Raw genomic sequence first — 22,911 nt, forward strand, 5'->3', positions numbered from 1 at the left:
TCAACCCGGGTCAGCCTCGCCGCCGACCTCAACCCGGGTCAGCCTCGCCGCCGACCTCAACCCGGGTCGCCGCCTCGCCCCGACCTCAACCCGGGTCAGCCTCGCCCAACCTCAACCCGGGTCGGCGCTCCAGGACACCCGCGCGCCACAACGCACCGCGTCATCCTCCAGCCCTACAGCACCCGAGCGCCCTGCCCGCGCCGTGCTCGACCTGAACGACCGCTCAGCCTTTGGGAAGCGGCGGCGTCTCGACGTCGAGGCTGAGCAGCGCGCCGCCGTTCGTCAGCACGAACGCGCGCCGGCCGTAGGCGGCCGGCGTCATCGCGATGCCGCCCCCCGTCTCGATGCCGTCGATCACCGCGCCGTCCAGCGGCGAGAACAGGAAGATCCCGTAGCGCGTGGTCGTCACCAGCAGCGCCCCCGCGAACGGCACCGGAGCCGAGATGCCCCCGTCCGGCAAATCCCGCCGCCAGATCGTGCGGCCGTCCTCCGGGTCCAAGGCCCACAGGCCCGTCAAGCCCGACGACGCGAGCAGCACCTTCCGCTCGGGTACGATCGGACCGCCTCCGCTCCGCGGCGCATGCGCAGGCTGATGCCACAGCACGAGCTCGGTCACGCCGACCGCCGCCTCGTTCACCCAGGCCCGGGTCCCGTTCTCGGCGTCGAGCGCGAACACCCCGCCCGCGTAGCCCGCCACGAAGACCACATCGCCCGAGGCGATCTGGCCGAAGACGGGCGTGGTGTCCGTGTCGAGGTACTTCGGCGTCTGGCCGCCCGCGCTCTGCTCGGCCTCGGCCGCCAGGTCGACGAGCGCCCACTGCTCGGACCCGTTCTTGAGGTCGTAGGCCATCACGACCCCATCGGAGAACGCGGTGTAGACCTTGTCCCGCCCGAGCGCCGGGCCGGCGTGCCCGGAGATCTCCATCCCGAACGCCGGCGTCCGATGCTGATACCAGCGCATCGCGCCCGTCTCCGCGTCGAGCGCGATCAGCGTGTCGTTCGAGTTCGTCACGTAGAGCACGCCGTCGCGCAGCACCGGCCGCCGCGCGACCTTGGCGTTGGTCATGAAGCGGTAGACCAGCCGGCCGTCCGAGGCGCGCACCTTGTAGAGCGCACCGTCGTTCGAGCCGAAGTAGACCGCGTCCGACGCGGCGTCGTAGAGCGGCTCGCTCTGCACAGGGCCGAGCGTCTCGAACCGCCAGAGGACGTCGCTCGTGTCGGCGCGCACAGCGTACAGGCCGTGATCGCTCGACCCGACGAAGACACGCCGGTGCGCCGCGTCGATCTCGGGGCGGCCACGCTCGTAGGCCTCGCCGACCTTCCGCGCCTCGGCGGTGAGCTCGCGGCGCTTCGTGATGCCCAGCGCGCTCCCCGGGTGGTGCAGCCAGAGCGGCGCGTCGGGCGCCGCGGCGACGCCCAGGTTGCCGCAGCCGCCGAGCGACGCGAGGCCCAGCCCGAGGAGCACAGCGCCCGCGGCGCGGCTAGTGCGGCGCATCGCCCGCCTTCTTCTCCGCGTTCTCGCGCGCGCGGCGGATCAGCTGCTCGATCTCCTCCGGCGTCATCGTCTGGCCCTTCGGGCCGCCGAACGCGGCGCGGGGCGGCACGGCGGCCGGGTCGATCTTGCGCAGCATCTCCTCGACGACGGCCTCGAGGAACTGGAAGGAGCGGCCCTCGGTCGAGGGAGCCTGGAGCTTCTCGTGCGCGCTCTTGAGCAGCTCCTTCGCCTTCTCGCTGTCGCCCTTGGCCAGGTAAACCCGCGCCTGATGGTACAGCGCGAGCTCCTTGTAGCCCTTCATGTCGATCGCCTCGAGCTCCTTGAACGATGCGAGCGCGCCGTCGAGATCGCCCTTGCCCTCACGCGCGAACCCGATGCCCTCGATGGCGCGGCCCTTCACGTCGGGATCGGCCCCCGCGAGCGGCGACGAGACCACGGCGCTGTACGCTTCGAGCGCGCGGTCGTAGTCCTTCTTGTCGAGCAACACACCGGCCTGCCCGAGCTTCGCCAGGATCGCGGCGCCGCTGCCGCCGTGCTCGTCGATGACCTTGTTGTACGCGGCGAGCGCGGTGTCCGACCGCTCGTCCGCGGACTTGAAGGTCCTCGTGACGTCGAACTCCTTCTCCTCCTCGCTGCGCGTGTCCTCGGCGAGCACCCTGCCCCGATCCGCAGCGACGGCCGACATGAGCGCCGACGTCGACACCGCGTCCTTCTTCTCGGTGCGCGACAGGTAGAACAGCACGCCGCCGGTCGCGACCAGCGCCGCCAGCACGCCCCACTGGACGACGTGGAAGTTCTTCTTGATCCATCGGCCGGCGCCGGTCGTCATCCGGCTGAGCGCGTCCTCGACCATCTCGCCCGGCAGCAGCTGAACCGGGCGGCGGCCCGCGGCCTGCTCCCGGCGACGCGCGAGCAGCTCCTTCGCGCGGGCGTTCTTGTCCTTGGGCAGCTCCTCGCCGGCAACCTTCTTCTTGCGGCGGCGCGCGGTGGCCTCGTCGCGGCGGCGGGCGGCGCGGTTCGGCACCGCCGGGGCCGCCTCGTCGCCAGCAGCCTCCGCCGCGGGCGCCTCGTCCGACGCGCCCACGCCGAGCGCCTCGGCGACGCGCTGCGCCGCCTCGTCGTCGCCCTCGTCGGCGCCGGCCTCCCTCACCGGAGCGCCGCGCGGCGGCCGCGCCGGGGCCGCCTCCGCAGCCCCGCCCTCGTCGCCATCGCTCCGCGTGGCTTCGTCCTTGTCACTCCCCGCGGATTTCTCTTCGGTCTGCTCTCGGTCCTTGTCCGACACGCGGCGGACTCTAGTCTTGCCGCCTGCGGCGTCAATCTGGCCGGTGAGCCGCAGGCGCTCCGTCGGTCGAGCGCGGCGGCGCCGCCGCCTCGTCGCCGGCGCCGCCAGCGTCGCCGGGCGACCAGGGCGCAGGCGGCGGGGGCGGGATCTCGTCGCTCAGCGGGACCACGGCGCACGCCTGCACCTCGACGTTCTGGGTCGCGTAGACCACGAAATCAGCGTAAGCGCCCGGCTGCGCGCCCGTCGCGGGCGGCAGCGTCGCGAACGCCTCGGCCGGCTCGCTCCCCGGCGGGATCGCGAGCGTGACCGCGCGCTCCGCGTCGAGCTCCGGCGCGCTCGCCGGGACGATCGACGCGCCGTCCCGCTTCGGCGGCCGCGCGCCGCGCCTGGGGCTGCCGAAGCGCACCTCGCCGGAGCGGCCGTCGTCGGTCCGCGCGCGGCAGAGGACGCGCACGCCCTTGCCGTTGCCCGCCTTCGGGATCACGACGCCGAGCCCCACCCCGCTCTTCGCGAAGCGGCGCAGGCGGCCGAGATCGCGCTCGCGCGGCCCACCGAGCAGGTCGAGGATGTCGGCCCGGAGCGCGAGCCCGAGCCCCCCGGGCAGCGGATCCGGCGTGCCGAGCATGCGCAGGAGCGGCGCCCGCAGCTCCGGGCCGGCGCCGAGCTTCACGAGGGCCTCCGCGATCGCGACGCGCGCGGTCTGGTACGGCTCCTGGCCGAGCCGCTCGGCGAGCGCCGGCCGCGCGGCGTCCTCGCCGATCGCCGCGAGCGCGGCGGCGGCGTACGGGCGCAGCCGCACGTCGCCGAGCGCGGCGATGAGCGGCGGCAGCGCGGCCTTCACCCGGATCTTCGCGAGCGCGTCGACGATCTCGCGCGCCCGCTCGAACGACGTCGCCTCGCCCGCGCCTTCGCCGCCGTCCTGCTCCGGGCCGCGGACCACCTGCCGCAGCCACGCGACGAGCACGTCGTCGCCGCGGCGATCGCCCGCCTCCGCGAGCGCGAGCGCCGCGAGGCGCCGCCACTTGCGATCGCGATCGACCACGAGATCGCGCGTCAGCGGCGCGCCCTCGCCGAGCCGCGTGAGCGTGAGCGCCGCCCACCGCCGCACCTCGTCGTCCTCGTCGCGCACGAGCGCGAGCCGCAGCGACGGCGCCGCCTCGGAGCGGCGCAGATCGAAGAGCACCTCGCCCGCCTTGCGGCGGATGGCGACGTCGGCGTCGTCGAGCAGCGCCGCGACCTCGACCACCGCGTCGGCGTCGCCCGCGATGCCGCGGCGGAGCGCGTCGGGCCAGCCCTTGCCCTCCTTCCTCAGGCCGCGGACCTCGTAGCGCCCGTGCGACGCCTCGACGGCGCGCAGCTCCGACCGCATCGCGCCGAGCTCCGCGGGGCGCAGCGCGGAGATGTCCTGCTGCTGGCGCGGATCGGTCGCCACGTCGTAGAGCGCGCACGCGCCGATCTTGCGCGCGCAGACGAGCCGCAGCGTGCCCTTGGCGAGCAGCGTCTGCGCGTCCGTCTCGGCGAACGCGAAGCCCGGGAGCGAGGGCGGCCCGCCCGGCGGCGCCGCCGTGCCCTGCTCGGCCGCCGCGTCGCCGGCGGCGAGCAGCGGCCCGAGATCGGCGCCGCGCACGCGCGCGGGCCGCGGGATGCCGAGCCCCGCGAGCACCGTGGGCAGCAGATCGACGAGCTGCACCGGCGCCCTCACTACGCGCGGCGAGAGCAGGCCGGGCGCGCTCACGATGAGCGGCACGCGCGCCTGCTCCTCGTACACCGTCGTGCCGTGGTAGCGCCCGCCGTGCTCGCCGAACTCCTCGCCGTGATCGGCCGTGACGATCACGACCGCGTCCGGCCGCTCCTTGCGGATCTCGTCCACGATCGCGCCCACGCCCGCGTCCGCCACGGCGATCTCGGCGTCGTAGCGATCGATGTCGCGATCGCCGAGCGGGTGCTCCGGGTGCGCCTCGTACGGCTCGTGCGGCTCGAAGAGGTGCACCCACATGAACGCGCGCTGCTCCGACCCGAGCCCGGAGAGGTAGCTCCGCACCTGCTCCAGCCGGAGCGCGGAGCTCGCGAACTCGATCTTCTGGTACTCGAAGTCGAGCGCCCGATCGCGCAGCGCGCCGAAGCGCTCGCCGTCGATGAAGAACACCGCAGGCGGGTAGAAGCCCGCCGTCTTGTAGCCGTAGCGGCGGAGGTGCTGCGCGAACGTCTCGGAGTCGTCCCCGAGCCCCTGCAGCACGAGCGGGCGGATGTACTTGCCCGTCATCAGCGACGAGACCGCGTACGACGTGTGCGGCGTCGGCGTGTACGCCGCCTCGAAGCGCACGCCCTCGGCCGCGAGGCGATCGAGGTTCGGCGTGATCTTCCGCTCGTAGCCGTACGCCCCCACGTGGTCGGCGCGCAGGGCGTCGATGCTGATCAGCACGATGTCGCGCCCCCGCAGATCGATCGCGTTGCCGCTCGCGCGCTCGTCGAGCGGCGCGGCGTCGAGCGGATCGGGCGGCGACAGCACGGCGGCGAGCTCGACCACGTGCCCGAGCAGCGGGCCGTGCGTGGCGTAGATCAGCCGGATGTTGTCCGCGAGCGCGAGCCGGTCCGCGGCGCCGGGCGCGAGCGCGGCGCCGAACGCGAAGAGGACGAGGGCGAGCGCCGCGCGCACGAGCCTCGGCGAGCGCCGCTCGCGCGCGTCGCCCTGGCCGGACGGCCGCGTGGGCAGCGCCGGCGTCGCGAAGGTCGCCGCCGCGAGCGTGAGCGCCGCGAGCCCGAGGTGGAAGGCGGCGTAGAGGCGCGGCAGGACGCGCACGTTCGCGACCTCGAGCAGGGCGACCGCGCAGGCCGACGCGAGGACGAGCCACCGGCCGGCCCCCGCGGCGCGCGCCCGCTTGAGGGCGCGCGCCACGCGCGGCGCCGCCGCGAAGGTCGCGCCCGCGCCGAGGAGCGCGAGCGCCGCGATGAACGGCGCGCGCCGGCCGCCCTCGAACATGCGCCCGGCCGAGACCCCGAAGGCCACCGCGCCGCCGAACGCCCCGGCGAGCAGCGCCGCCGCGACGCGGAACCCCCGGCGCTCGGCGCGCATGGCGATCTCGAGCACCGCGCCGAGGACGGCGGCGCACGGCGCCGCGGCCGCGAGCGCGAGCGGCAGGAGGTCGCGCACGGCGCGGCCGAGCTCGTAGAGCCCGAGCAGCTCGCGCCACCGCAGGGCGCCGACGACCAGGAGCTCGGCGAGCGCGAGCGCCGCGAGCGCGAGGTAGGCGTCCGCCATGCGCCACCCGATCTCGGTCTCGAGCTTGCGCGGCGGGGCGTCGGAGCTCCCGCTCGGGAACGTCGCGCGGCTCGGCGCCGGCGCCGGCGTGGACGCGCGCGCCGGCCCGGACTGCAGCCGCGGCGCCGACGGCGCCCGGTGCCCGAGCGCTCCCGGCGCGGCGCCGGCGAGGCCGTCCGCGGCGGCGGCCGGGTCAGGCCGGCTCCCGTGCGCGAATCGACCGGGGGGCACGGACCCCCCGGGAGGCCGGCCGGCGCCCCCATGGCCCCGCGGGCGCATCGGAGCGGCGCCGTTGCGATCGGTCATGCGTAGGAGACTTCGAGGATCTCGTAGGTGCGCGGCCCGGCCGGCATCATCACGCGGACCTCCTCGCCGACCTCGTGGCCGAGCAACGCGCGCGCGAGCGGCGAGGCGATGGAAATGCGCCCGAGCTTGAGATCGGCCTCCTCGGGCCCGACGATCTGGAAGCTCTGCTCCTCATCCGTGTCCACGTTGGCGAGCTTGACCTTGGCGCCGAACTGGACCTTGCTGCCGCTCAGCTTGGACGGATCGATGACCTCGGCGCGCGAGAGCGTCTGCTCGAGGTAGCTGATGCGGGCGACGATCATGCCCTGCCGCTCCTTGGCGGCGTGATACTCGGCGTTCTCGGAGAGATCGCCGTGCTCCCGGGCCGTTCCGATGTCCTTGACGACCTGCGGCAGGTCGATCTCTTTCAGCCGTCGCATCTCTTCGCGGAGCCGCGCTTGCCCCTCGGGCGTCATGGGTACTTTCTCGGACATGGTGGGGACGCTTTTAGCATGGCTCCCGCCCGGTCGACGACGGCGCGAGACGCGCCGATCGCGGATAGCGCCGGCCGCCCGGACGCAGCGCGCCCTGCCTTGCCCCCGCTGGACTACCCCCGCCAGCGCACGATCTTCCGCGGAGGCCGCCGCGCATGGGCGTCCGCTGACTTCGTCGCGCTCCGGACGAGGGCCGCCGCGGTCCGGGAGAGCTCCTCCGGGCGCGGGCCGCCGTGCGGGACGGCCGCGGCGTCCACCGTCGCCGTGGCCGCGCCGGTCGCCTCGGCGATCCGCACCTCGACCGGGACGTCCGCGTCCGGGAGCCGCACGACGCCGCGGTAGACGAACTCGCCCGGCGCGCCGCCGGCGTCGGCCTGCTCCAGCACGTAGCGAGCGCCGGAGGACGGCCGCCCGACCGCCTGCGTCACAGCTGCGGCCCCGAGCGGGCCGGGCCCGACGCCGCCTTGGCGGGCGCGCGGCGCTGCCCGCCGGGGCCCATGTCGTCGAGGAACCGCCGCGCGGTCACCGCGAACGGGCCGCCGAAGTCCCGGATGACCGACTCGAACACGGCGCGCGCCTCGTCCGGCTTCTTCATCTTGAGGAGCGTCTCGCCCTTGAGGACGAGCGCCTCCGGCTCGAGCCCCGAGCCCGGGAAGGTCCGCAGCGCGTAGTCGATCCGCGCGATGGCCGCGTCGAACACGTCCGCCTTGAGGTAGTAGCGCGCCACGTAGAGCTCATGGCGCACGAGCCGCCCGGTCACGACCTCGAGCATGTAGGCCGCGTCGTCGCGGTAACGGCTGCGCGGGAACTGCCGGAGGAAGGTGCGGATCTCCCGGTGGGCCTCGATCGTGGTCGCCTGATCGCGCTCCTCGGCCGGCGGCAGGAACACCGTGTCGTCGATGTCCAGGAAGAGCGACTTCGCCATCCGGTACTTCGCGTACTCGACGTTCCGATCCGTCCGGTGCTCCTGGATGAACGCGCGGTACGCCGAGATCGCCTCGGGGTACTTGCCCTGCTCGAACTCGAGGTCGGCGATCCTGAGGTCGGCGAGCCGGGCGTAGCGGCTGTACGCGAAGCGCCGCTTCACCTCGGAGAAGAGGGCGCGCGCGTCCTCCCAGTCCTTGGCCTCGAAGGCGGCCATGGCCTCGTTGTACGCGGCGCGCGCGTCCTCGGTGTACGTGAGGGTGGCGGTGCGGCCGTCGTTGAGCTCGAAGTCGCAGCCCACGAGCCCGCCCAGGGCAGCGAGGCACCCGGCGAGGGCGAGGACAGCGGCGGTGGGTCTCATCGTGCACGCCTCGTACCCAATCCGGCGCCGGCGCGCCAGGGCTTCCGCCGCGGGCCGGGCCCGCGCGCTCTTGCTCCCGCGTCGTGGCGCCCGGGAGAGCTGGGGTATGGTCGGCCCATGCCCGCTTCCCCTCCAGCGCCTGCACCAGCGGCCCCCACCCCGACGCTGCACCCGGGCGGCGCCGCCTCGCCCACGGTCCTCATCGTGGACGACGAGCGCAACATCCGCCGCACCCTCGCGCTCGTCCTGCAGGGCGAGGGCTACCAGGTCGCCGAGGCCCCGAGCGCCGAGGCGGCGCTGGAGCTGCTCGCGCACGGCGACACCCCCGTCGACCTCGCCCTGGTCGACCTGCTCCTGCCCGGCATGAACGGCCTCGACCTCCTCCAGCGCGTGCGCCAGGACGACGGCACCCGCGAGCTGCCGGTCATCGTGATCAGCGGGCACGCGACCGTCAACGACGCGGTGAAGGCCGTCAAGCTCGGCGCCTGCGACTTCTTCGAGAAGCCGCTCAACCGCGAGCGCGTCCTCGTGGGCGTCAAGAACGCGCTGCAGAACTCGCGGCTCGCGCGGGAGGTCGAGGACCTGAAGGCCCAGGTGCAGTCGCGCTACGAGATGATCGGCCAGAGCGCCGCGATGCAGCGGCTGTTCAAGGAGATCGACCGCGTCGCGCCCACGAAGGCGAGCGTTCTCATCACCGGCGAGAGCGGCACCGGCAAGGAGCTCATCAGCCGGGCCATCCACCGGCTCTCGCCGCGGGCGCGGGGCCCCTTCGTCCGGGTCAACTGCGCCGCGATCCCGCGCGAGCTCATCGAGAGCGAGCTCTTCGGCCACGAGCGCGGCGCGTTCACCGGGGCGAGCGGGCCGAAGCGGGGCTTCTTCGAGCAGGCCCACGGCGGCACGCTGTTCCTCGACGAGATCGGCGACATGGACCTCGCCGCCCAGGCCAAGGTGCTGCGCGCGCTGCAATCGGGCGAGATCTGCCGCGTCGGCGGCGAGCACAGCCGGCACGTCGACGTCCGCGTGCTCGCCGCGACGAACAAGGATCTCTCGCGGGAGGTCGCCGCGCTGCGCTTCCGCGAGGACCTCTTCTTCCGCCTCGCGGTGTTCCCGATCAAGAGCCCGGCGCTGCGCGACCGCATGGAGGACCTGCGCGCCCTCGCCGACGCGTTCATGGCGGCGTTCTGCAACGAGAACGGCCTGAAGCAGAAGGCGATCGATCCGGTGGTCTACGCCGCGCTCGAGCGCCGGAGCTGGCCGGGCAACGTGCGCGAGCTCAAGAACGTCATCGAGCGCGCCGCGATCCTCTCGGCCGACGTCGTCACCATCGCCGATCTGCCGGAGGATCCGCACGAGAACCCGTTCGAGGACGACGCGCAGGGCGCCGCCGGGGAGGGGTCGATCGCGCCGCCCGCCCCCGGCGCGGCGGAGCCGCCCGCGGGCGCGGCCCGGAGCGAGCCGGAGCGCCCTCGCCTCACGCTGCGCGAGTTCCGCGATCGGGCCGAGCGCCGCTACATCGTCGAGGTGCTGGCCAGCCTCGACTGGAACATCTCGCGCGCGGCCGTGCTGCTCGGCGTCGAGCGCACGAACCTCCACAAGAAGATCCGCGCGTACGGCATCAAGCGGGGCGAGGCGCCGTAGCGCGCGGCCCTGCCCCCCGCTACGCGGCCCCGCCGAGCGCCCTGCGGACGGCGCGGAGGAGCGACTCGGCCGTGAACGGCTTGCCCAGCACCGCGGCGTCCGGCCGGGCGGCGAGCGCGTCGCCCGTGTAGCCGGACATGAAGAGCACCCGCATGTCCGGCCTCTGCTTCACGAGGCGCTCGGCGAGCTCGCCGCCGGACATCTCCGGCATCAGCACGTCGGTGAGCAACAGATCGACCCGCCCGCGCTGCGCCTCGCAGACGCGCAGCGCCTCGCGCGGGCCGCGCGCCGTCAGCGTGGTGTAGCCGTGCTGCGCGAGGATCCGGCTCGCGAGCGCGACCACCGCGTCCTCGTCGTCGGTGACGAGCACCGTCCCGCCGTCGCCCCGGCGCGGCGCGGCGTGGGGCGCGCGCCCGCGCCGCGAGGCCGACGGCCGCGCCGAGAGCGGCAGGTAGATCTCGACGCGCGTGCCCTCCCCGGGCTGGGACGCGAGCTCGATGAAGCCGCGCCACTGCTTGACGATCCCGTACACGGTGGCGAGCCCGAGGCCGGCCCCCTTCCCCCTCGGCTTCGTCGTGAAGAACGGCTCGAAGGCGCGCGTCCGCACGTCGTCGCTCATCCCGCTGCCGGTGTCGCTGACGACGAGGCGCGCGTACCTGCCGGGCGGGATCGCCGGGTGCGCCTCGTGCAGGCCCCCCGCGGCGCCGACGCGGACCGCGCGCGCCTCGATCGACAGCCGGCCGCCGTCCTGCATCGCGTCGCGCGCGTTCAGCGCGAGGTTCATGACCACCTGCTCGAGCTGCCCCGCGTCCGCGAGCACCCGGCACCCGGAGGGGCCGAGCGCGATCGCGAGCTCGACGCCGCCCCCGACGGCGGCGCGGAGCGCGCCCTCCATGCCGCGCACGACGTCCCGCAGATCCAGCACGACCGGCTGCGCGAGCCCGCGCCGGCTCACCGTGAGCAGCTGCCGCGTGAGCGACGCCGCCCGCTGCGCGGCGCCCTTGATCTCGGCGAGATCCTTCTGCACCGGGCTCTGCTCGTCGAGCTCCTCCATGACGAGGCTCGTGTAGTTCAGGATGATCGCGAGCAGGTTGTTGTAATCGTGGGCGATCCCGCCGGCGAGGCGCCCGACCGCCTCCATCTTCTGCGCCTGGCGCAGCTCCTCGGAGAGCTCGCGCCGGCGCTCCTCGGTGGAGCGCGAGGACGACAGGTCGACGATCACCCCGGTCACGAGCCGCTCCCCGCGCCCGTCCGCGAGCGACTCGGTCCGCATCACGCGGACCGTCGAGCCGTCGCGGCGCGTGAGGCACGTCTCGATCGCGCTCGCCGGCGGCGGCTTCCCGCCCGCGCCGCCCGCCACGCACCCGCCGAGGACGAGATCCGCCGCCGCGAGCGCCTCCTGCCGCGAGCCGTAGCCGAGCAGCCGGGCGAGCGCCTCGTTGCAGTCGAGGAGGCGGCCGTCGAGCGAGGCCACGTAGAGCCCGGCCGGCGAGCAGGACGCGAGCAGCGAGCTGTGCAGGAGCGGGCTGTGCTCCACCGGGTCTCTCGACGACGATCGTCCGCTGCTCATCGACGCGCTGTCCGTGCGGAAACGTTCAGTCGGAGGGAGATCCCCGACTCCCCGAAATGAAGCGCGGACTCCTCTCGACTGCAACGCCGTTCACGCCGGCAACGTGCGCGCGTGGCGGGCGGGCCGGGCCGTCTTGGCGCGCAGCGCGGACGGTTTCTCCTTCTCCAGCCCGCCGAACTGGCCTAGACCCCGCCGGGGCTCGGCCGAGCCCTCAGGAGCGCGGCATGTTCTTCCTCGACAGCTCGAACCCGGACGAGATCAAGGAGATGTTCTCCTGGGGCGTGCTCGCGGGCGTGACCACGAACCCCCTCATCCTCTCGCGCGACGCGGGCTGCGTCGATCTCGAGCGGCGCATCCGCGAGGTGCTCTCGGCGTCGGCCGGCCCGGTGTCGGTGGAGCTGACGAGCGAGACCGAGGCGGCGATGCTCGAGGAGGCCCGCGGCTACCACGCGTGGGCGCCCGAGCGGATCTGCGTCAAGGTGCCGTTCAGCGACGTCGGCCTGAAGGTGACGCACGCCCTCGCGAAGCGCGGCGTGCGCACCAACGTCACGTGCGTGATGAGCTTCAACCAGGCGTACCTCGCGGCCCTCGCCGGCGGCGCGTACGTCTCGATCTTCAGCGGGCGCATCCGCGACATGGGCTACCCGGCGGCCCCGGTCATCGAGCGCACGCGCGCGCGGCTCGAGCGCGAGCGGCTGCGCGCCGAGATCATCGTGGGTTCGATCCGCCACCTCATGGACGTGAACGAGGCGCTCGACGCCGGCGCGCACATCGTGACCGTGCCGCCGGCCATCCTGCGGAAGATGCTCCACAACCCGAAGACCGAGGAGACGATCCGCGAATTCAACGCCGCCTGGGAGAAGCGTGCTAAGTAGCCGCGCGTGAACGCCGAGCCCGGCCGCGCGCGAGGAGACGTGGAAGCTCGAGGGCCGCGCCCCCCCGGAGACCCGAGAGACGAGGACACCCCCGGCCCGCGCGCGCCGCGCCCCGCCCCGGCGGAGGCCCCCGCCGGCCGCAAGTACGCGGTCGAGGAGGTGAACCGGGCCCTCGTGGCCGTCGCCGGCCGGCCCCGGACGGTGCTCGACGTCGGCTGCGGGATCGGGCTCAACGGCGCCGCCGTCAAGCGCACGGGCGCGCGCGTGACCGGGATCGAGGTCGCGCCCGCGTCGCTCGCGCGCGCCGGGGAGGCGCTCGACGAGGTCCTCGCCGCCGACATCACGAGCGACGCCGCCGTGCGCGAGGCGCTCGGCGACCGGCGCTTCGACCTGATCCTGTTCGCCGACGTCCTCGAGCACACCGCCGATCCGCTCGCCGTGCTCTGCCGCTTCCTGCCGCACCTCGAGGAGGACGGCCACGTCATCGTCTCGCTCCCGAACGTCGCGGCGTGGCCGGTGCGCCTCGGCCTGCTCGCGGGGCGGTTCGACTACGCGCCGAGCGGCATCCTCGACGACTCGCACCTCCGCTTCTTCACCCGCGCGTCGGCGCTCCGGCTCGTCGAGCGGGCCGGGCTCGAGGTGCTCCGCGTCGAGCAGAACCCGATGCTCGTCCGCGCCGCCAAGGGGCTCATCCTGAGCGGCCTCGGCGCGGGCGACGACCCCACCGATCTCGCCCGCTCGCTCCCCTACAAGGCCTACCACGCGCTCGTCCGCCCGCTGGAGGACGTCGTGGCGAGCCGCGCGCCCGGCCTCCTCGCGTTCCAGCACGTGATCGTCGCCAGGAAGCCGCCGCGCCCCCGCCGGATGCGGCTCACCGTCGGCATGCTCACGATGGACGAGGAGGAGAGCGTCGGCGCCATGATCGGCGAGATCAGGAGGGTCGCGCCCGACGCGGAGATCCTCTGCGTCGACAGCTCCACGAGGGACCGGACCCCCGAGATCGCGGCCAGCCTCGGGGCGCGCGTGCTCCGCCAGGTGCCGCCCCGCGGCCACGGCCCGGCGATGGAGCTCCTCATGTACAGCGCCGCGGCCCGGAGCGAGCTGCTCATCTACCTCGACTGCGACTTCACCTACCCCGCCGAGAACATCCCGGTGCTCCGGCGGCTCGTCGAGGAGGAGGGCGCCGACGTGGTGAACTGCGCGCGCACGCGCTCGAGGCCCGCGGCCATGCCGGTCCCGAACTACCTCGCCAACCGCGCCTTCGCCGCCATGGCGCACGCGATGCATGGCATCCCCACCTCGGACGTCCACAGCGGCATGCGCGCTTACCGCTGCTCGGTGATTCGGGCGTTCGATTTCGACGGTGAGGGGGACGCGCTGCCCATCGACACGCTGCTCTTCCCGGCCAAGTGCGGCTATCGCGTGGTGGAGATGCCGATCGACTACAACGAGCGCGTCGGCACCTCGAAGCTGCGCAAGCTGGCTGGCACCGTGTGGACCATGATTCGCCTCCTGCGCGCGCTCCCCGTGGGCGACCGCCTCGGCGATCGCTACGAGCGTCGCTAGGCGTCCCAGAAGCGCGCCGCCCGGCGTCACCGCTTCGTCGCGCAGCGGCGATGAGGCGGTGACAACGCGGTGCGGCGTCCCGTCTCCCGCGTGGTCATCGCATTGCGGGCGCCTATACTCGGCATCTTTCGACTCGAGAGGAGGCCAGAGATGCGGTTTCAGAAGGTAGTTTGCGTACTAGGTGTGTCCGCGCTGACGGGCGCCGCCGCGGCGGCGGGCTGCGGTGGCGACGATGCCGGGGGGGCGAGCTCGAATTCCCCTGGAGCTACCGGCGGCGCGACCGTAAGGGACTGCTCGCAGAAACACCCGGTCTGCACGGCGGTCGCCTCGGACTGCGTCGCCGTCCAAGACAATCGGGACGCGACCACGTTCGGGCTGCGCATGGCGCAGCTCACGATCACGAAGCCCGACGTGCTCGCGATCGGCTATGTCGCCCGCCTCGTCGCCCAGGGCCTGACGATCAATCTGCCCCAGTGTAATCTGAACGGCACGGGTACCTTCTCCTGGCTGCTCGAGTTCGACAAGGCGAACGGCAAGCTGCGCACCGGCGGCGCGAAGATCGCGGACGACCCGCTCGAGGGGTACTGCTTCGCGAACATGTCCGTGGGCGAGTTCGAGATCGCGCCGACCGAGATCGACGCCCCCCTGGGCGACGACGGCGCGTGGAGCGGCGAGGCCGAGACCCTCAACGTCCCGATCTTCCTGGAAACGAGCCCGGATCCGATCATCCTACCCCTGCACCAGGTGCGGCTCACCGACGCGACGCTGTCCGCGGACAACAACTGCGTCGGCCGGTACAACGTCGAGGGGCTCGACCCGATGAACGCCTGCCTCCCCGGCCAGGACGGCGACCCCCCGGCGTTCATCAACGGCGGCAAGCTCGCCGCGTTCATCACGCTGGAGGAGGTCGACCGGGTGATCGTGTCCAACATCAACCAGATGAGCCTCTGTCTCGTGCTCTCGGGCGATATCGTAAAATACGGAGCCGGTGGGGAGCCCAATACCTGCAAGCGCGACGAGAGCGACCAGATCGTGCTGAAGGGCGACTGGTGCAGCGCGACGAACTCGCCTGCGACGGAAGACTGCGCAGACGCCTATGCGCTCGGCGGCGAGTTCGCGGCGAGCGCCGTCAAGATCAACGGTCTCTGCCAGCAGTAGCGCTTGCGGGCGGCTCTCCGGGGAGCGTACGCTCTGTCGTGGCGTCCTGATGCCCGCGTCCAGCGGGCCCGGCGCTGCGGGTCGCGCTCCTCGGAGGGTTCCTTATGCCCCGCGTCATCAAGCATTTTTCCTCCATCCTTGTGCTCCTTGTCATCGCCGGATGTGCCGCATCGGGCGGCGGGTGCTCCGGCTGTGGAATGACCCCCCTCCCCGCCGGCTTCAAGCCCGCGGACCGCATCGAGAACGCCGGCTCGGCGCGGCTCACGCAGTCGGGCATCGAGTTCCTCGAGCAGAACCTGGGTGTGCTCGGGCGCGCGCTGCTCGGCGGCGGGGACAGCGGCGTGATCACCTTCTCCATCCCGAAGTCCTCGGGCTCCGTGGCCGCCGGCATCGTCGATTACACCCTCTGTCCCGGCGGGGCCGATCCGGCGGCGACCCCCCCGGCGTGCGTGGCCGAGATCGACGCGGGGCGCGCGGCGCTGCAGATCCAGCCCAAGACGCCGCACAACCTGGTCATCCGGGGGCCTCTGCCGGTGCGGATGCAGCGCCTGCCCATCTTCCTCGACGGCGGCATCCTGGGCGAGAGCACCCAGTACGTCACCCTCAACGGCAACGATGCGTGCCCGCCCGACGAGCAGACCTTCACGAACATCGATGTCGAGGTCGACCTCTCGATCGAGATCGACGTGAACCCGCAGCACTCGCGGCAAGGCTACTCGCGCGTCAAGGTGAACCGGCTCTCGATCGACGAGGATCAGCTCGAATCGAGCCTGCACCTCGACTGCGGGGGCACGTGGGTGGGCGATGCCCTCGATTTCGTGAAGCCGATCCTCACGATCTTCATGGGATCCATGTCCAACGCGCTGAAGGGCCAGCTCGACCAGCAGCTCTGTCAGAAGGCCGATCCGGCGCTGGATCCGGCCTGCCCCGACGGCACGAACGACATCGGCGGCGTCTGCCGCTACGGCACGCACGCGACCGACGAGTGCGCCTCGGTCCTGCTCGGCGTCGAGGGCCACCTCGACCTCGGCCGGCTGCTCGCGAGCATCTCCCCCGGCACCCAGGGCGGGTTCGACCTCCTGCTCGCCGGCGGCGGCATGGGCGAGCGCGACGACGGCTCGGATCTCGCGTGGGGCGACCTCAACCCCGTCGGCAACGGGGTCACCCTCGGCCTCTACGGCGGCGCCGAGCCGCTGCCGATCTCGAAGTGTGTGCCGCTGTCGGAGATCGAGCTGCCCACGGGCATTCCGATTCCGGATGAGCTCGTCGCCAACACCGTCTCCGGCTGGCCCGGCGATCTCCCCGGCCCGCACGTCGGTCTCGCGATCTCCGAGCGGTTCGCGAATTACGCCATGAACGGTCTCTACAACAGCGGACTGCTCTGCCTCGGGATCTCCACGGAGGCGGTGCCTCTCCTCAACTCCGGCACGCTGGGGCTGCTCGCGGCGTCGGCCAAGGACCTCACGCTCCAGCACGAGTCGCAGCAGGTCGCGCTCGTCATCCGCCCGCAGGCGCCGCCGCGGGTCACCTTCGGCAACGGCACGGACGCCGTCGACGATCCGCTGATCCGCATCCAGCTCGAGCGGGCGAGCTTCGATTTCTACATCTGGTCGCTCGACCGGTTCATCCGGTTCATGACCGCGACGTTCGATCTCGATGTGCCCATGAACCTCGCGGTCACCCCCGAGGGGCTCACGCCGGTGATCGCGACGATCGGGGTCACGAACGGCGAGGTGACGAACAGCGCGCTCCTCCGGGAGAACCCCAGGTCGATCGCGGAGGCGCTGGGCAGCCTCATCGGCAGTCAGGTCGGGCAGCTGATCGGCAGCGGCCTGCCGGCGATCGATCTCGACGGGCCGCTCGCGCCGCTCGGACTCTCGCTGATCCTCCCGGAGTCGGCCGAGGGGGCGGGCTCCCCCGGCCTGCGGAAGCTCACGAAGGGCCAGGACAACTACCTCGGCATCTTCGCGTCGTTCGCCACGGCGGCGCAGCAGCGCTCGATGCAAAGCGAGACGCGGGCCGAGCTGAGCCGCAAGGAGGTGCGGGCCGAGGGGCTCCGCCTGCCGACGATGACCCGCGACAACGGGCCCACGGCGCGGCTCGTCATGAGCTCGCCGCTCGACGACGGCACCCGGGTCGTCGAGTACTCGTACCGCGTCGACGGCGGCGCGTGGCGCCCGTTCACGCGCGAGCGCATCGTCGACCTGCGCGACGACTGGCTGCGGCTCCCGGGGCGCCACCTGATCTCGGTGCGATCGCGCGTCGCGGGCGACCCGCTGTCGCTCGATCCCACGCCGGCGACCGTGGAGATGGTGGTCGACGTCGATCCGCCGGTCATCTCGGTCGGCGCGGCGGTGGACGGGTGGGCGCCTCTCGAGGTGCGCGACCGGGTGTCGGACGCCGAGCGCGCGAAGGTGCGCGTGCGGCTCGACGGCGGGCCGTGGTCGGCGTGGTCGACGGCGGCGGAGATGCGGTCGGTGGACGTCGGCGGCGCCGCCGACATCGAGGTCGAGGCCGTGGACGAGGAGGGGAACCTCGGCACGGCGCGGCAGCCGATCCTCCGCGGCCGCTTCCCCGTCGACCCGTCGGCCGGCTGCGGCTGCGTCGTGGCCGGCGGCCCGGGCGACGGTCCGTCGGGCGGCCTCTGGCTCGGCCTCGCGGCCGCCGCGGCGATCGTGCGGCTCGCGCGGCGCGGCGGCGCCCGGCGCGGCGAGGCGTCTGCCCGCGGCGAGGCGCCTGCTCGCAGCGAAGCGCCGACGCGCGCGGCCCGGCGCGGCGTACGCGGCGCGCTGGCCGCCGTCGCCGTGACCGCGCTCCTCGGCTCGCACGCGGGCTGCTCGTGCAGCGACGAGCCGGTCGTGGAGGACCAGAGATGCGTCGCGCCCGACTGCATGACGCTGGAGCACGGGCTCATCGGGGCCTACACGTCGGTCGCGGTCGCCCCCGACAAGCGCACCGTCTGGGTCGCCGGCTACGCGGAGGCCGACTGGCGCAACGCGTTCCAGTGGGGCGACCTCGTGGTCGGCACGTGGGACGGCGAGGCCGTCGCGTGGGAGGCGATCGACGGCGTGCCCGCCGAGCCCCCGGTCGACCCGACCCGGTTCGACGCGAGCGGGTTCCGCGGGGGCCAGACCGAGCCGGGCGACGACGTCGGCCTCTGGACCTCGATCGCGATCGACCCGGAAGGCGAGCCGGCGGTGGCCTACTACGACCGGACCAACCGCGGGCTGAAGTTCGCGCAGAAGCAGGGCGACGCGTGGGCCGTGAGCTCCGTGCAGCAGGCGCCGAACAGCGACATCGGCCGCTACGCGAAGCTCCTCTTCGTGAAGGGGCTGCCCGTCATCGCCTACCTCGCGATGGAGCCCGGCGAGGACGGCGCGGTCACGTCGAGCGTCCGGCTCGCGACCGGGGAGAGCGCCACGCCCGGGGAGGGCGCGTGGCGGTTCGAGGACGTGGCGACGGACGAGGCGACGCCGTGCCGCGAGTTCCTCTGCGGCGCGGGGACGAAGTGCGTCCGGTCCACGGGGCGCTGCGTGAAGCCGCTCGCGAGCGGCGACTGCGCGCCGGCGTGCGCCTCTGGACAGGCGTGCATCGACGACGACGGCTCGCCGGCGTGCGCCGCGATCTCCGACGGGAACCGGACCGAGACGTACCCCGAGGCGATCGGCGACTACATCGCGATGGCCCCGGACAACGCGGGCGGGTTCGGCCTGGCGTTCTACGATCGCATCCGCGGCGACGTGGTGATCGCGTCGCGATCGACGGGGGCGTGGGAGACCCGGATCGTGGACGGCGCGGCGCCGGACGGGACCGACACGGGCGACGTCGGCATGGGCGCGTCGCTGTTCATCGATCGCGCCGGCGACTGGCACCTCGCCTACGCGGACGGCCGCTCCGAGGGGCTGCGGTACGCGCGGGTGAAGGGCGGCGAGGAGGTCGAGGCGTCCGAGGTGGCGGACGACGGGCTCGGGATCGAGGGCGTCCCCTTCGCGGACGGGCAGCACCTCGTCGGCGACGACGCGAGCGTGTTCGTGACGGCGGCCGGGGAGGTGCGCATCAGCTACCAAGACGCGACGAGCGGGACCCTGCGGCTCGCGATCGGGACGAAGAGCGGCGACGGCCACAGCTGGCTCGTGCAGGAGATCGAGCAGGAGGGGTTCGCGGGCGCCTTCTCCCGGATCATCGAGGTGGACGGGAAGCTGCTCATCGCGAACTGGTGGCGCGTCGGCGGCCAGACCACGAAGGGCGACGTGGCGCTCGTCGCCCCCTGAGCCTCCGCCAGGCGCGGCGCCCGGCCCGGCGAGGGCGCGGGGCGCCGCGCGGGTCTCCGGCGGGAGCATGCGGCCGGCGGATCGCCCTTGATCCGGCGATCCGCCGACTGGCTATGCTCCGGTCGGCGCGACCGGAGCGCGGTGCGTCCTCTGCAAGGATGTGCAGGCACAGCGAAGCGCCACAGGAAAGGCTTGGACGATGAGAGCGACGGAACGGACGAGCAGCACGGCGGTGAGCAACGCATCCACTCCCCCCTCCGGCGGAGCGCAGGCCGAGATCGGCGCGCCGTCGCGGCGCGCCGCGCGCCGGCGGAGGCTCGGCATCCCCTTCCTGTGGATGCTCCCCGCCGCGTCGGCGGTCGTGGCGTTGCAGCTCGTCGGGTGCTGGCCGCTGTCCTACTCCGAGGATTGCGAGGACGACGCCAGGTACTGCCCCCCCGCAGGGACCGGGACCGGCGGCGCTCAGCCCGACCCGACGTGCGCCCCGGATCCGACCCAGGACGCGAGCACGGTGACGGAGCGGTGCGCGGTGTTCGCGAGCGCGGACGCGGCGTCCGGCGGCGACGGGACCAAGGCGCGGCCGTACGCGTCGCTCGCGGACGCGATCGCGAACGCGAACGGCAAGCGGGTGCTGGCGTGCTCGCGCGGCGTGTTCGAGGAGAGCGTCACGGTCAAGGCGCCGGTCGAGGTGATCGGCGGCTTCGACTGCGCCGCGGACTGGACGTGGAGCAAGCAGGCGCGGAGCGCGATCGAGGGCCCCGCCGACGAGGCGGCGCTCGCGCTGGCGGAGGACGCGGGCGGGGTGAAGGTCCAGAACTTCACGATCCGCGCGGCCGACGCGATGAAGCCGGGCGGGTCGTCGGTCGGCGTGGCGGTCGCGGACATCGAGGCCGAGCTCGTGCGCGTCGACGTGATCGCGGGCGACGGGATGAACGGCGCGCGGGGCGAGACGCCGACGAGCCCACAGAACGGAGCGAGCGCGCCGGACGACGTCTCGGATACGTGCGACGGAACGGTCTACGGCGGCGTGCCCGGCGTGACGGTCTGCGACGATGGAGAGACGCGCGGCGGCGTCGGGGGGCTCGGTGGAAAGACCGGGGAAGACGATGGGCGCGGGCAGGACGGCACCGACGGCACGCCGCCGCCGGGAGAGAGCCCCGCGGGGGCCGGCGTCGGCGGCGTCGGATATGGACAGCCGGATGCGCTGACCAACTGCACGCGCGGAGGAGAAGGCGCGCCGGGCGACAACGGCCAGACCGGCGCCCCTGGCAGCGGCACCCTGCTGACGCTGGCCGGCGTCAGCGGAGGCGACGGCAAGGGCGGCACGAACGGTGCGCGCGGTCAGGGCGGAGGGGGCGGCGGCGGCGCGAAGGCGGGGAAGTTCTGCGCGGCCGGCAGCGGCGAATGGAGCGACGGCGCCGGCGCCAGCGGCGGCGGCGGCGGGGCCGGCGGCTGCGGGGGCAAAGGAGGGGGCGGCGGCAAGGCCGGCGGGTCGAGCATCGGGATCCTCAGCCTGGGGACCAGGCTGGCGCTGACCGAGGTGAACATCACGGTCGGCGCAGCGGGCCACGGAGGCACGGGCGGCGACGGAAGGCGCGGCGGCAACGGCGGCAGCGGCGCCGTCGGTGGCTCGGTGGATGACGATATAGGTCCGGGCGCCCGGAAGGGCTGCGACGGCGGCCCCGGCGGCCCCGGGGGCGACGGCGGCGCCGGCGGCGGCGGCCGGGGAGGCCACGCGGTGGGCATCGCCTACGCGGTCGCGCCGAGCGCGCCGGCGACGGTGCAGTTCGCCGCAGGCACGGCCGGCGAGGGCGGCCGCCCCGGGGTCGGAGGCGCGGATGCGAACGCCGGCGCGCCCGGGGTGAGCGGCGCCTGCTGGGACTTCGCCACGAACACGGCCTGCGCGCCGCAGTGAGCCGCAGCGCGGCGCCGTCACGCGCTCCCAGCGAGCCGCAGCGCGGCGCCGTCACGCGCTCACGACCGCTCCCAGCGAGCCGCAGCGCGGCGCCGTCACGCGCTCACAGCGACGCCGCGCCGATCTCCGCGATCGCGGGGCCGCTCACGCGCGCGCGCTCGGCGGCCACGAGCTCCAGGAGCTCCTGCCGGGTCGCCTGGCCGCTCTCGAGCAGCTCGCGCATCGCGCCGTCCACGTAACCCTTCGCGCGCGCCAGGCGGGGAGCGCTCTCCCCGCCCTCCCGCGCGATCAGCATGTCGTGCAGCATCCGCCTGAGCCCCGCCATCGCCTCGGTCTTCGAGCGCATCGCCATCACCTCGCCCGATCGGCCTAGCGGAGGCGGCGCGCTCCGGCCAAGTTTCAGGCGCGCGGCAGCCTGCTCAGCGCGGCGTCCGCGGCCGCGCGCTCGATCCCCGCGAGCGCGACCCCCGGGCCCTTCCGCGGGACGAGGACCACGCGGCAGCGGCCGCGGGCCGCCGTCTCCACGTGCGACAGCCCGAAGTCGAGCGCCGCGCCGAACGCGAACACCAGCGCGCCCATGCCGAGCAGCTCGGGGGAGCCCGCCCGCGCGCCGTCGACGAGCAGCGACACGCCGAGGTACGTCCCCAGCCCCAGCGCCACGAGCCCCGCGTAGAGCCCGAGCCGCGGGTAGCGCACCTCGCGCGTCGCCCGGAGGAGCGACTCGACCGGGATGTACGTCTCCTGCTCTCGCAGCGTCCGGCCGAACAGCTCGGTCCGGCTCCGGACGGTCACGCCCCTCGGGCTGATCTCCACCGCGGCCGGCCGGCGGTACCGCAGGAGGAACCGCCCCGCGAGCCGGACGACGTGCATCGCCAGCAGGATCCCGGTCGCCGCCAGCAGCACGAGCGCCACCGGCCCGCGCGGCGGCGGCGACAGCTCGCCCGCGAGCCGCCCCGGCGCCCGGCCGTCGCCCTCCGCCCAGCCCTCGTCCCCGCTCGCCCCCGCGCCGCCCTGCGCGGCGTCGCCGCCCGCGGCCGACGCGCCCGGCGCGCGGCTCGGCCGCCGGCCGGGCGACACCGCGTCGCGCAGCAGCGACCGCACGATCGGGTCGCGCACCTCGTCCACCAGCGACCCGGCCTCGGCGCGCGCGTCCGGCGAGGCGCTCCCCCGCAGCGCGGCCGCGGCGATGATCGCGCCCGCCCGGCCGAGCTGCGGCAGCGCGCCCTGGTCGGCGCGCCGCACCAGCGCGGCGACCGCCCGCCAGAGCCCCGCGGCGCGCTCGCCCAGCGCGGCGTCCAGGGCGGTCAGCGCGTCGACCGAGGTGTACGTCGCCAGCCAGACGAGCGCCTCGGCCACGCGCCCCTCCGCGTCCGGCCCCTCGGGCGGCGAGAGGGCGACCCCGCGGGCGAGCAGCGTGGCGAGGAGCACCCGGGTCGCGCTCCCCGCGCCCTCGCTGGTGCCGCGCTCGAGCGCCCGGATCACGTTGCCGAACCGGGTCTCCGCGTCGGCGACCGACAGGCCCGCGCGGTCCACGAGCTCCGCGAGGCCGCCCTCCAGGGTGGTCCGGCGCTCGTCCGCGGCGGCGAAGGCCGCCGTGTGGACGACCCGCGCGAGGTCGTCGCCATGGGGGTGTCCGGCAAGCTCATCGAGCACGGCGTGCGGAGAGTGATCGGGCGTCATCGTCGCGGGCTGGTCGGATTAACTGAACGCCGCCCCTTTGGCTAGTGTTCCGAGCGGCCCCGGAGGGGCATCGCGTCCCCCCGAGGCGCGCGCGACCGTCCTTCGCCCCGCGCGCCGCCTCTTTTCCGCGCCAGCGCG

General features: G+C 74.2%; 15 protein-coding genes. 6 read left to right on the top strand and 9 right to left on the bottom strand.

Annotated elements, in window-relative coordinates:
* Positions 1–223: 223 nt before the first annotated feature.
* The 6 genes from NQZ70_RS22445 to NQZ70_RS22470 form a co-directional block, all read right to left on the bottom strand.
* Positions 224–1,495, bottom strand: coding sequence for a PQQ-binding-like beta-propeller repeat protein (locus NQZ70_RS22445; protein ID WP_129576018.1), 1,272 nt, complete (start codon positions 1,493–1,495; stop codon positions 224–226).
* Positions 1,482–2,777 carry a tetratricopeptide repeat protein gene (locus NQZ70_RS22450; RefSeq protein ID WP_129576019.1) on the bottom strand — a complete coding sequence of 432 codons (1,296 nt, stop codon included), beginning with the start codon at positions 2,775–2,777 and terminating at the stop codon, positions 1,482–1,484. Before NQZ70_RS22450 ends, NQZ70_RS22445 begins: the two co-directional genes overlap by 14 nt.
* Before the next feature lie 31 nt (positions 2,778–2,808).
* Positions 2,809–6,267, bottom strand: coding sequence for a sulfatase-like hydrolase/transferase (locus NQZ70_RS22455; RefSeq protein WP_237245522.1), 3,459 nt, complete (start codon positions 6,265–6,267; stop codon positions 2,809–2,811).
* A gap of 71 nt (positions 6,268–6,338) precedes the next feature.
* Positions 6,339–6,815 (bottom strand): transcription elongation factor GreA, encoded by a 477-nt coding sequence (gene greA, locus NQZ70_RS22460; protein ID WP_129576021.1) that lies wholly within the window; start codon positions 6,813–6,815, stop codon positions 6,339–6,341.
* 113 nt (positions 6,816–6,928) lie between these two features.
* The gene (locus NQZ70_RS22465; protein WP_129576022.1) at positions 6,929–7,243 is read right to left on the bottom strand and encodes a hypothetical protein; all 315 of its coding nucleotides are present in this window, start codon (positions 7,241–7,243) and stop codon (positions 6,929–6,931) included.
* Positions 7,240–8,100: an outer membrane protein assembly factor BamD gene (locus NQZ70_RS22470; protein WP_129576023.1), complete on the bottom strand. Its 861-nt coding sequence runs from the start codon at positions 8,098–8,100 to the stop codon at positions 7,240–7,242. Before NQZ70_RS22470 ends, NQZ70_RS22465 begins: the two co-directional genes overlap by 4 nt.
* Positions 8,101–8,217: 117 nt before the next feature.
* On the opposite strand from NQZ70_RS22470, the gene NQZ70_RS22475 reads away from it, so the two are divergent.
* A complete protein-coding gene (locus tag NQZ70_RS22475) occupies positions 8,218–9,738 on the top strand; it encodes a sigma-54 dependent transcriptional regulator (RefSeq protein WP_129576024.1) in 1,521 nt (506 codons plus the stop codon).
* 19 nt (positions 9,739–9,757) lie between these two features.
* Here the strand turns inward: NQZ70_RS22475 and NQZ70_RS22480 are convergent, their stop codons facing one another.
* Positions 9,758–11,308 carry a PAS domain-containing hybrid sensor histidine kinase/response regulator gene (locus NQZ70_RS22480; protein WP_237245523.1) on the bottom strand — a complete coding sequence of 517 codons (1,551 nt, stop codon included), beginning with the start codon at positions 11,306–11,308 and terminating at the stop codon, positions 9,758–9,760.
* Positions 11,309–11,532: 224 nt separating this feature from the next.
* Here NQZ70_RS22480 and NQZ70_RS22485 point away from each other — a divergent pair, with 224 nt between their 5' ends.
* The 5 genes from NQZ70_RS22485 to NQZ70_RS22505 all read left to right on the top strand — a co-directional run bounded on the left by NQZ70_RS22485 (position 11,533) and on the right by NQZ70_RS22505 (position 21,093).
* Positions 11,533–12,183, top strand: coding sequence for a transaldolase family protein (locus NQZ70_RS22485; RefSeq protein WP_129576025.1), 651 nt, complete (start codon positions 11,533–11,535; stop codon positions 12,181–12,183).
* A 39-nt stretch (positions 12,184–12,222) separates the two neighbouring features.
* A complete protein-coding gene (locus NQZ70_RS22490; protein WP_129581514.1) occupies positions 12,223–13,749 on the top strand; it encodes a methyltransferase domain-containing protein in 1,527 nt (508 codons plus the stop codon).
* 150 nt (positions 13,750–13,899) lie between these two features.
* On the top strand, positions 13,900–14,907 hold the full coding sequence (locus NQZ70_RS22495; RefSeq protein ID WP_165374108.1) for a hypothetical protein: 1,008 nt from the start codon (positions 13,900–13,902) through the stop codon (positions 14,905–14,907).
* Between the two features lie 197 nt (positions 14,908–15,104).
* On the top strand, positions 15,105–19,178 hold the full coding sequence (locus tag NQZ70_RS22500) for a hypothetical protein (RefSeq protein ID WP_129576027.1): 4,074 nt from the start codon (positions 15,105–15,107) through the stop codon (positions 19,176–19,178).
* Between the two features lie 199 nt (positions 19,179–19,377).
* Positions 19,378–21,093 (top strand): hypothetical protein, encoded by a 1,716-nt coding sequence (locus NQZ70_RS22505; protein WP_165374109.1) that lies wholly within the window; start codon positions 19,378–19,380, stop codon positions 21,091–21,093.
* A gap of 103 nt (positions 21,094–21,196) precedes the next feature.
* Here NQZ70_RS22505 and NQZ70_RS22510 read toward each other — a convergent pair whose 3' ends face one another.
* Both NQZ70_RS22510 and NQZ70_RS22515 read right to left on the bottom strand, forming a co-directional pair.
* Positions 21,197–21,439, bottom strand: a complete 243-nt coding sequence (locus tag NQZ70_RS22510; protein ID WP_237245524.1) for a hypothetical protein — start codon at positions 21,437–21,439, stop codon at positions 21,197–21,199.
* A gap of 53 nt (positions 21,440–21,492) precedes the next feature.
* The gene (locus NQZ70_RS22515; RefSeq protein ID WP_129576029.1) at positions 21,493–22,773 is read right to left on the bottom strand and encodes a hypothetical protein; all 1,281 of its coding nucleotides are present in this window, start codon (positions 22,771–22,773) and stop codon (positions 21,493–21,495) included.
* Positions 22,774–22,911 lie beyond the last annotated feature (138 nt).

This window comes from Sorangium sp. So ce836 (assembly GCF_028553905.1).
GTDB classification, from domain to species: domain Bacteria; phylum Myxococcota_A; class Polyangia; order Polyangiales; family Polyangiaceae; genus Sorangium; species Sorangium cellulosum_D.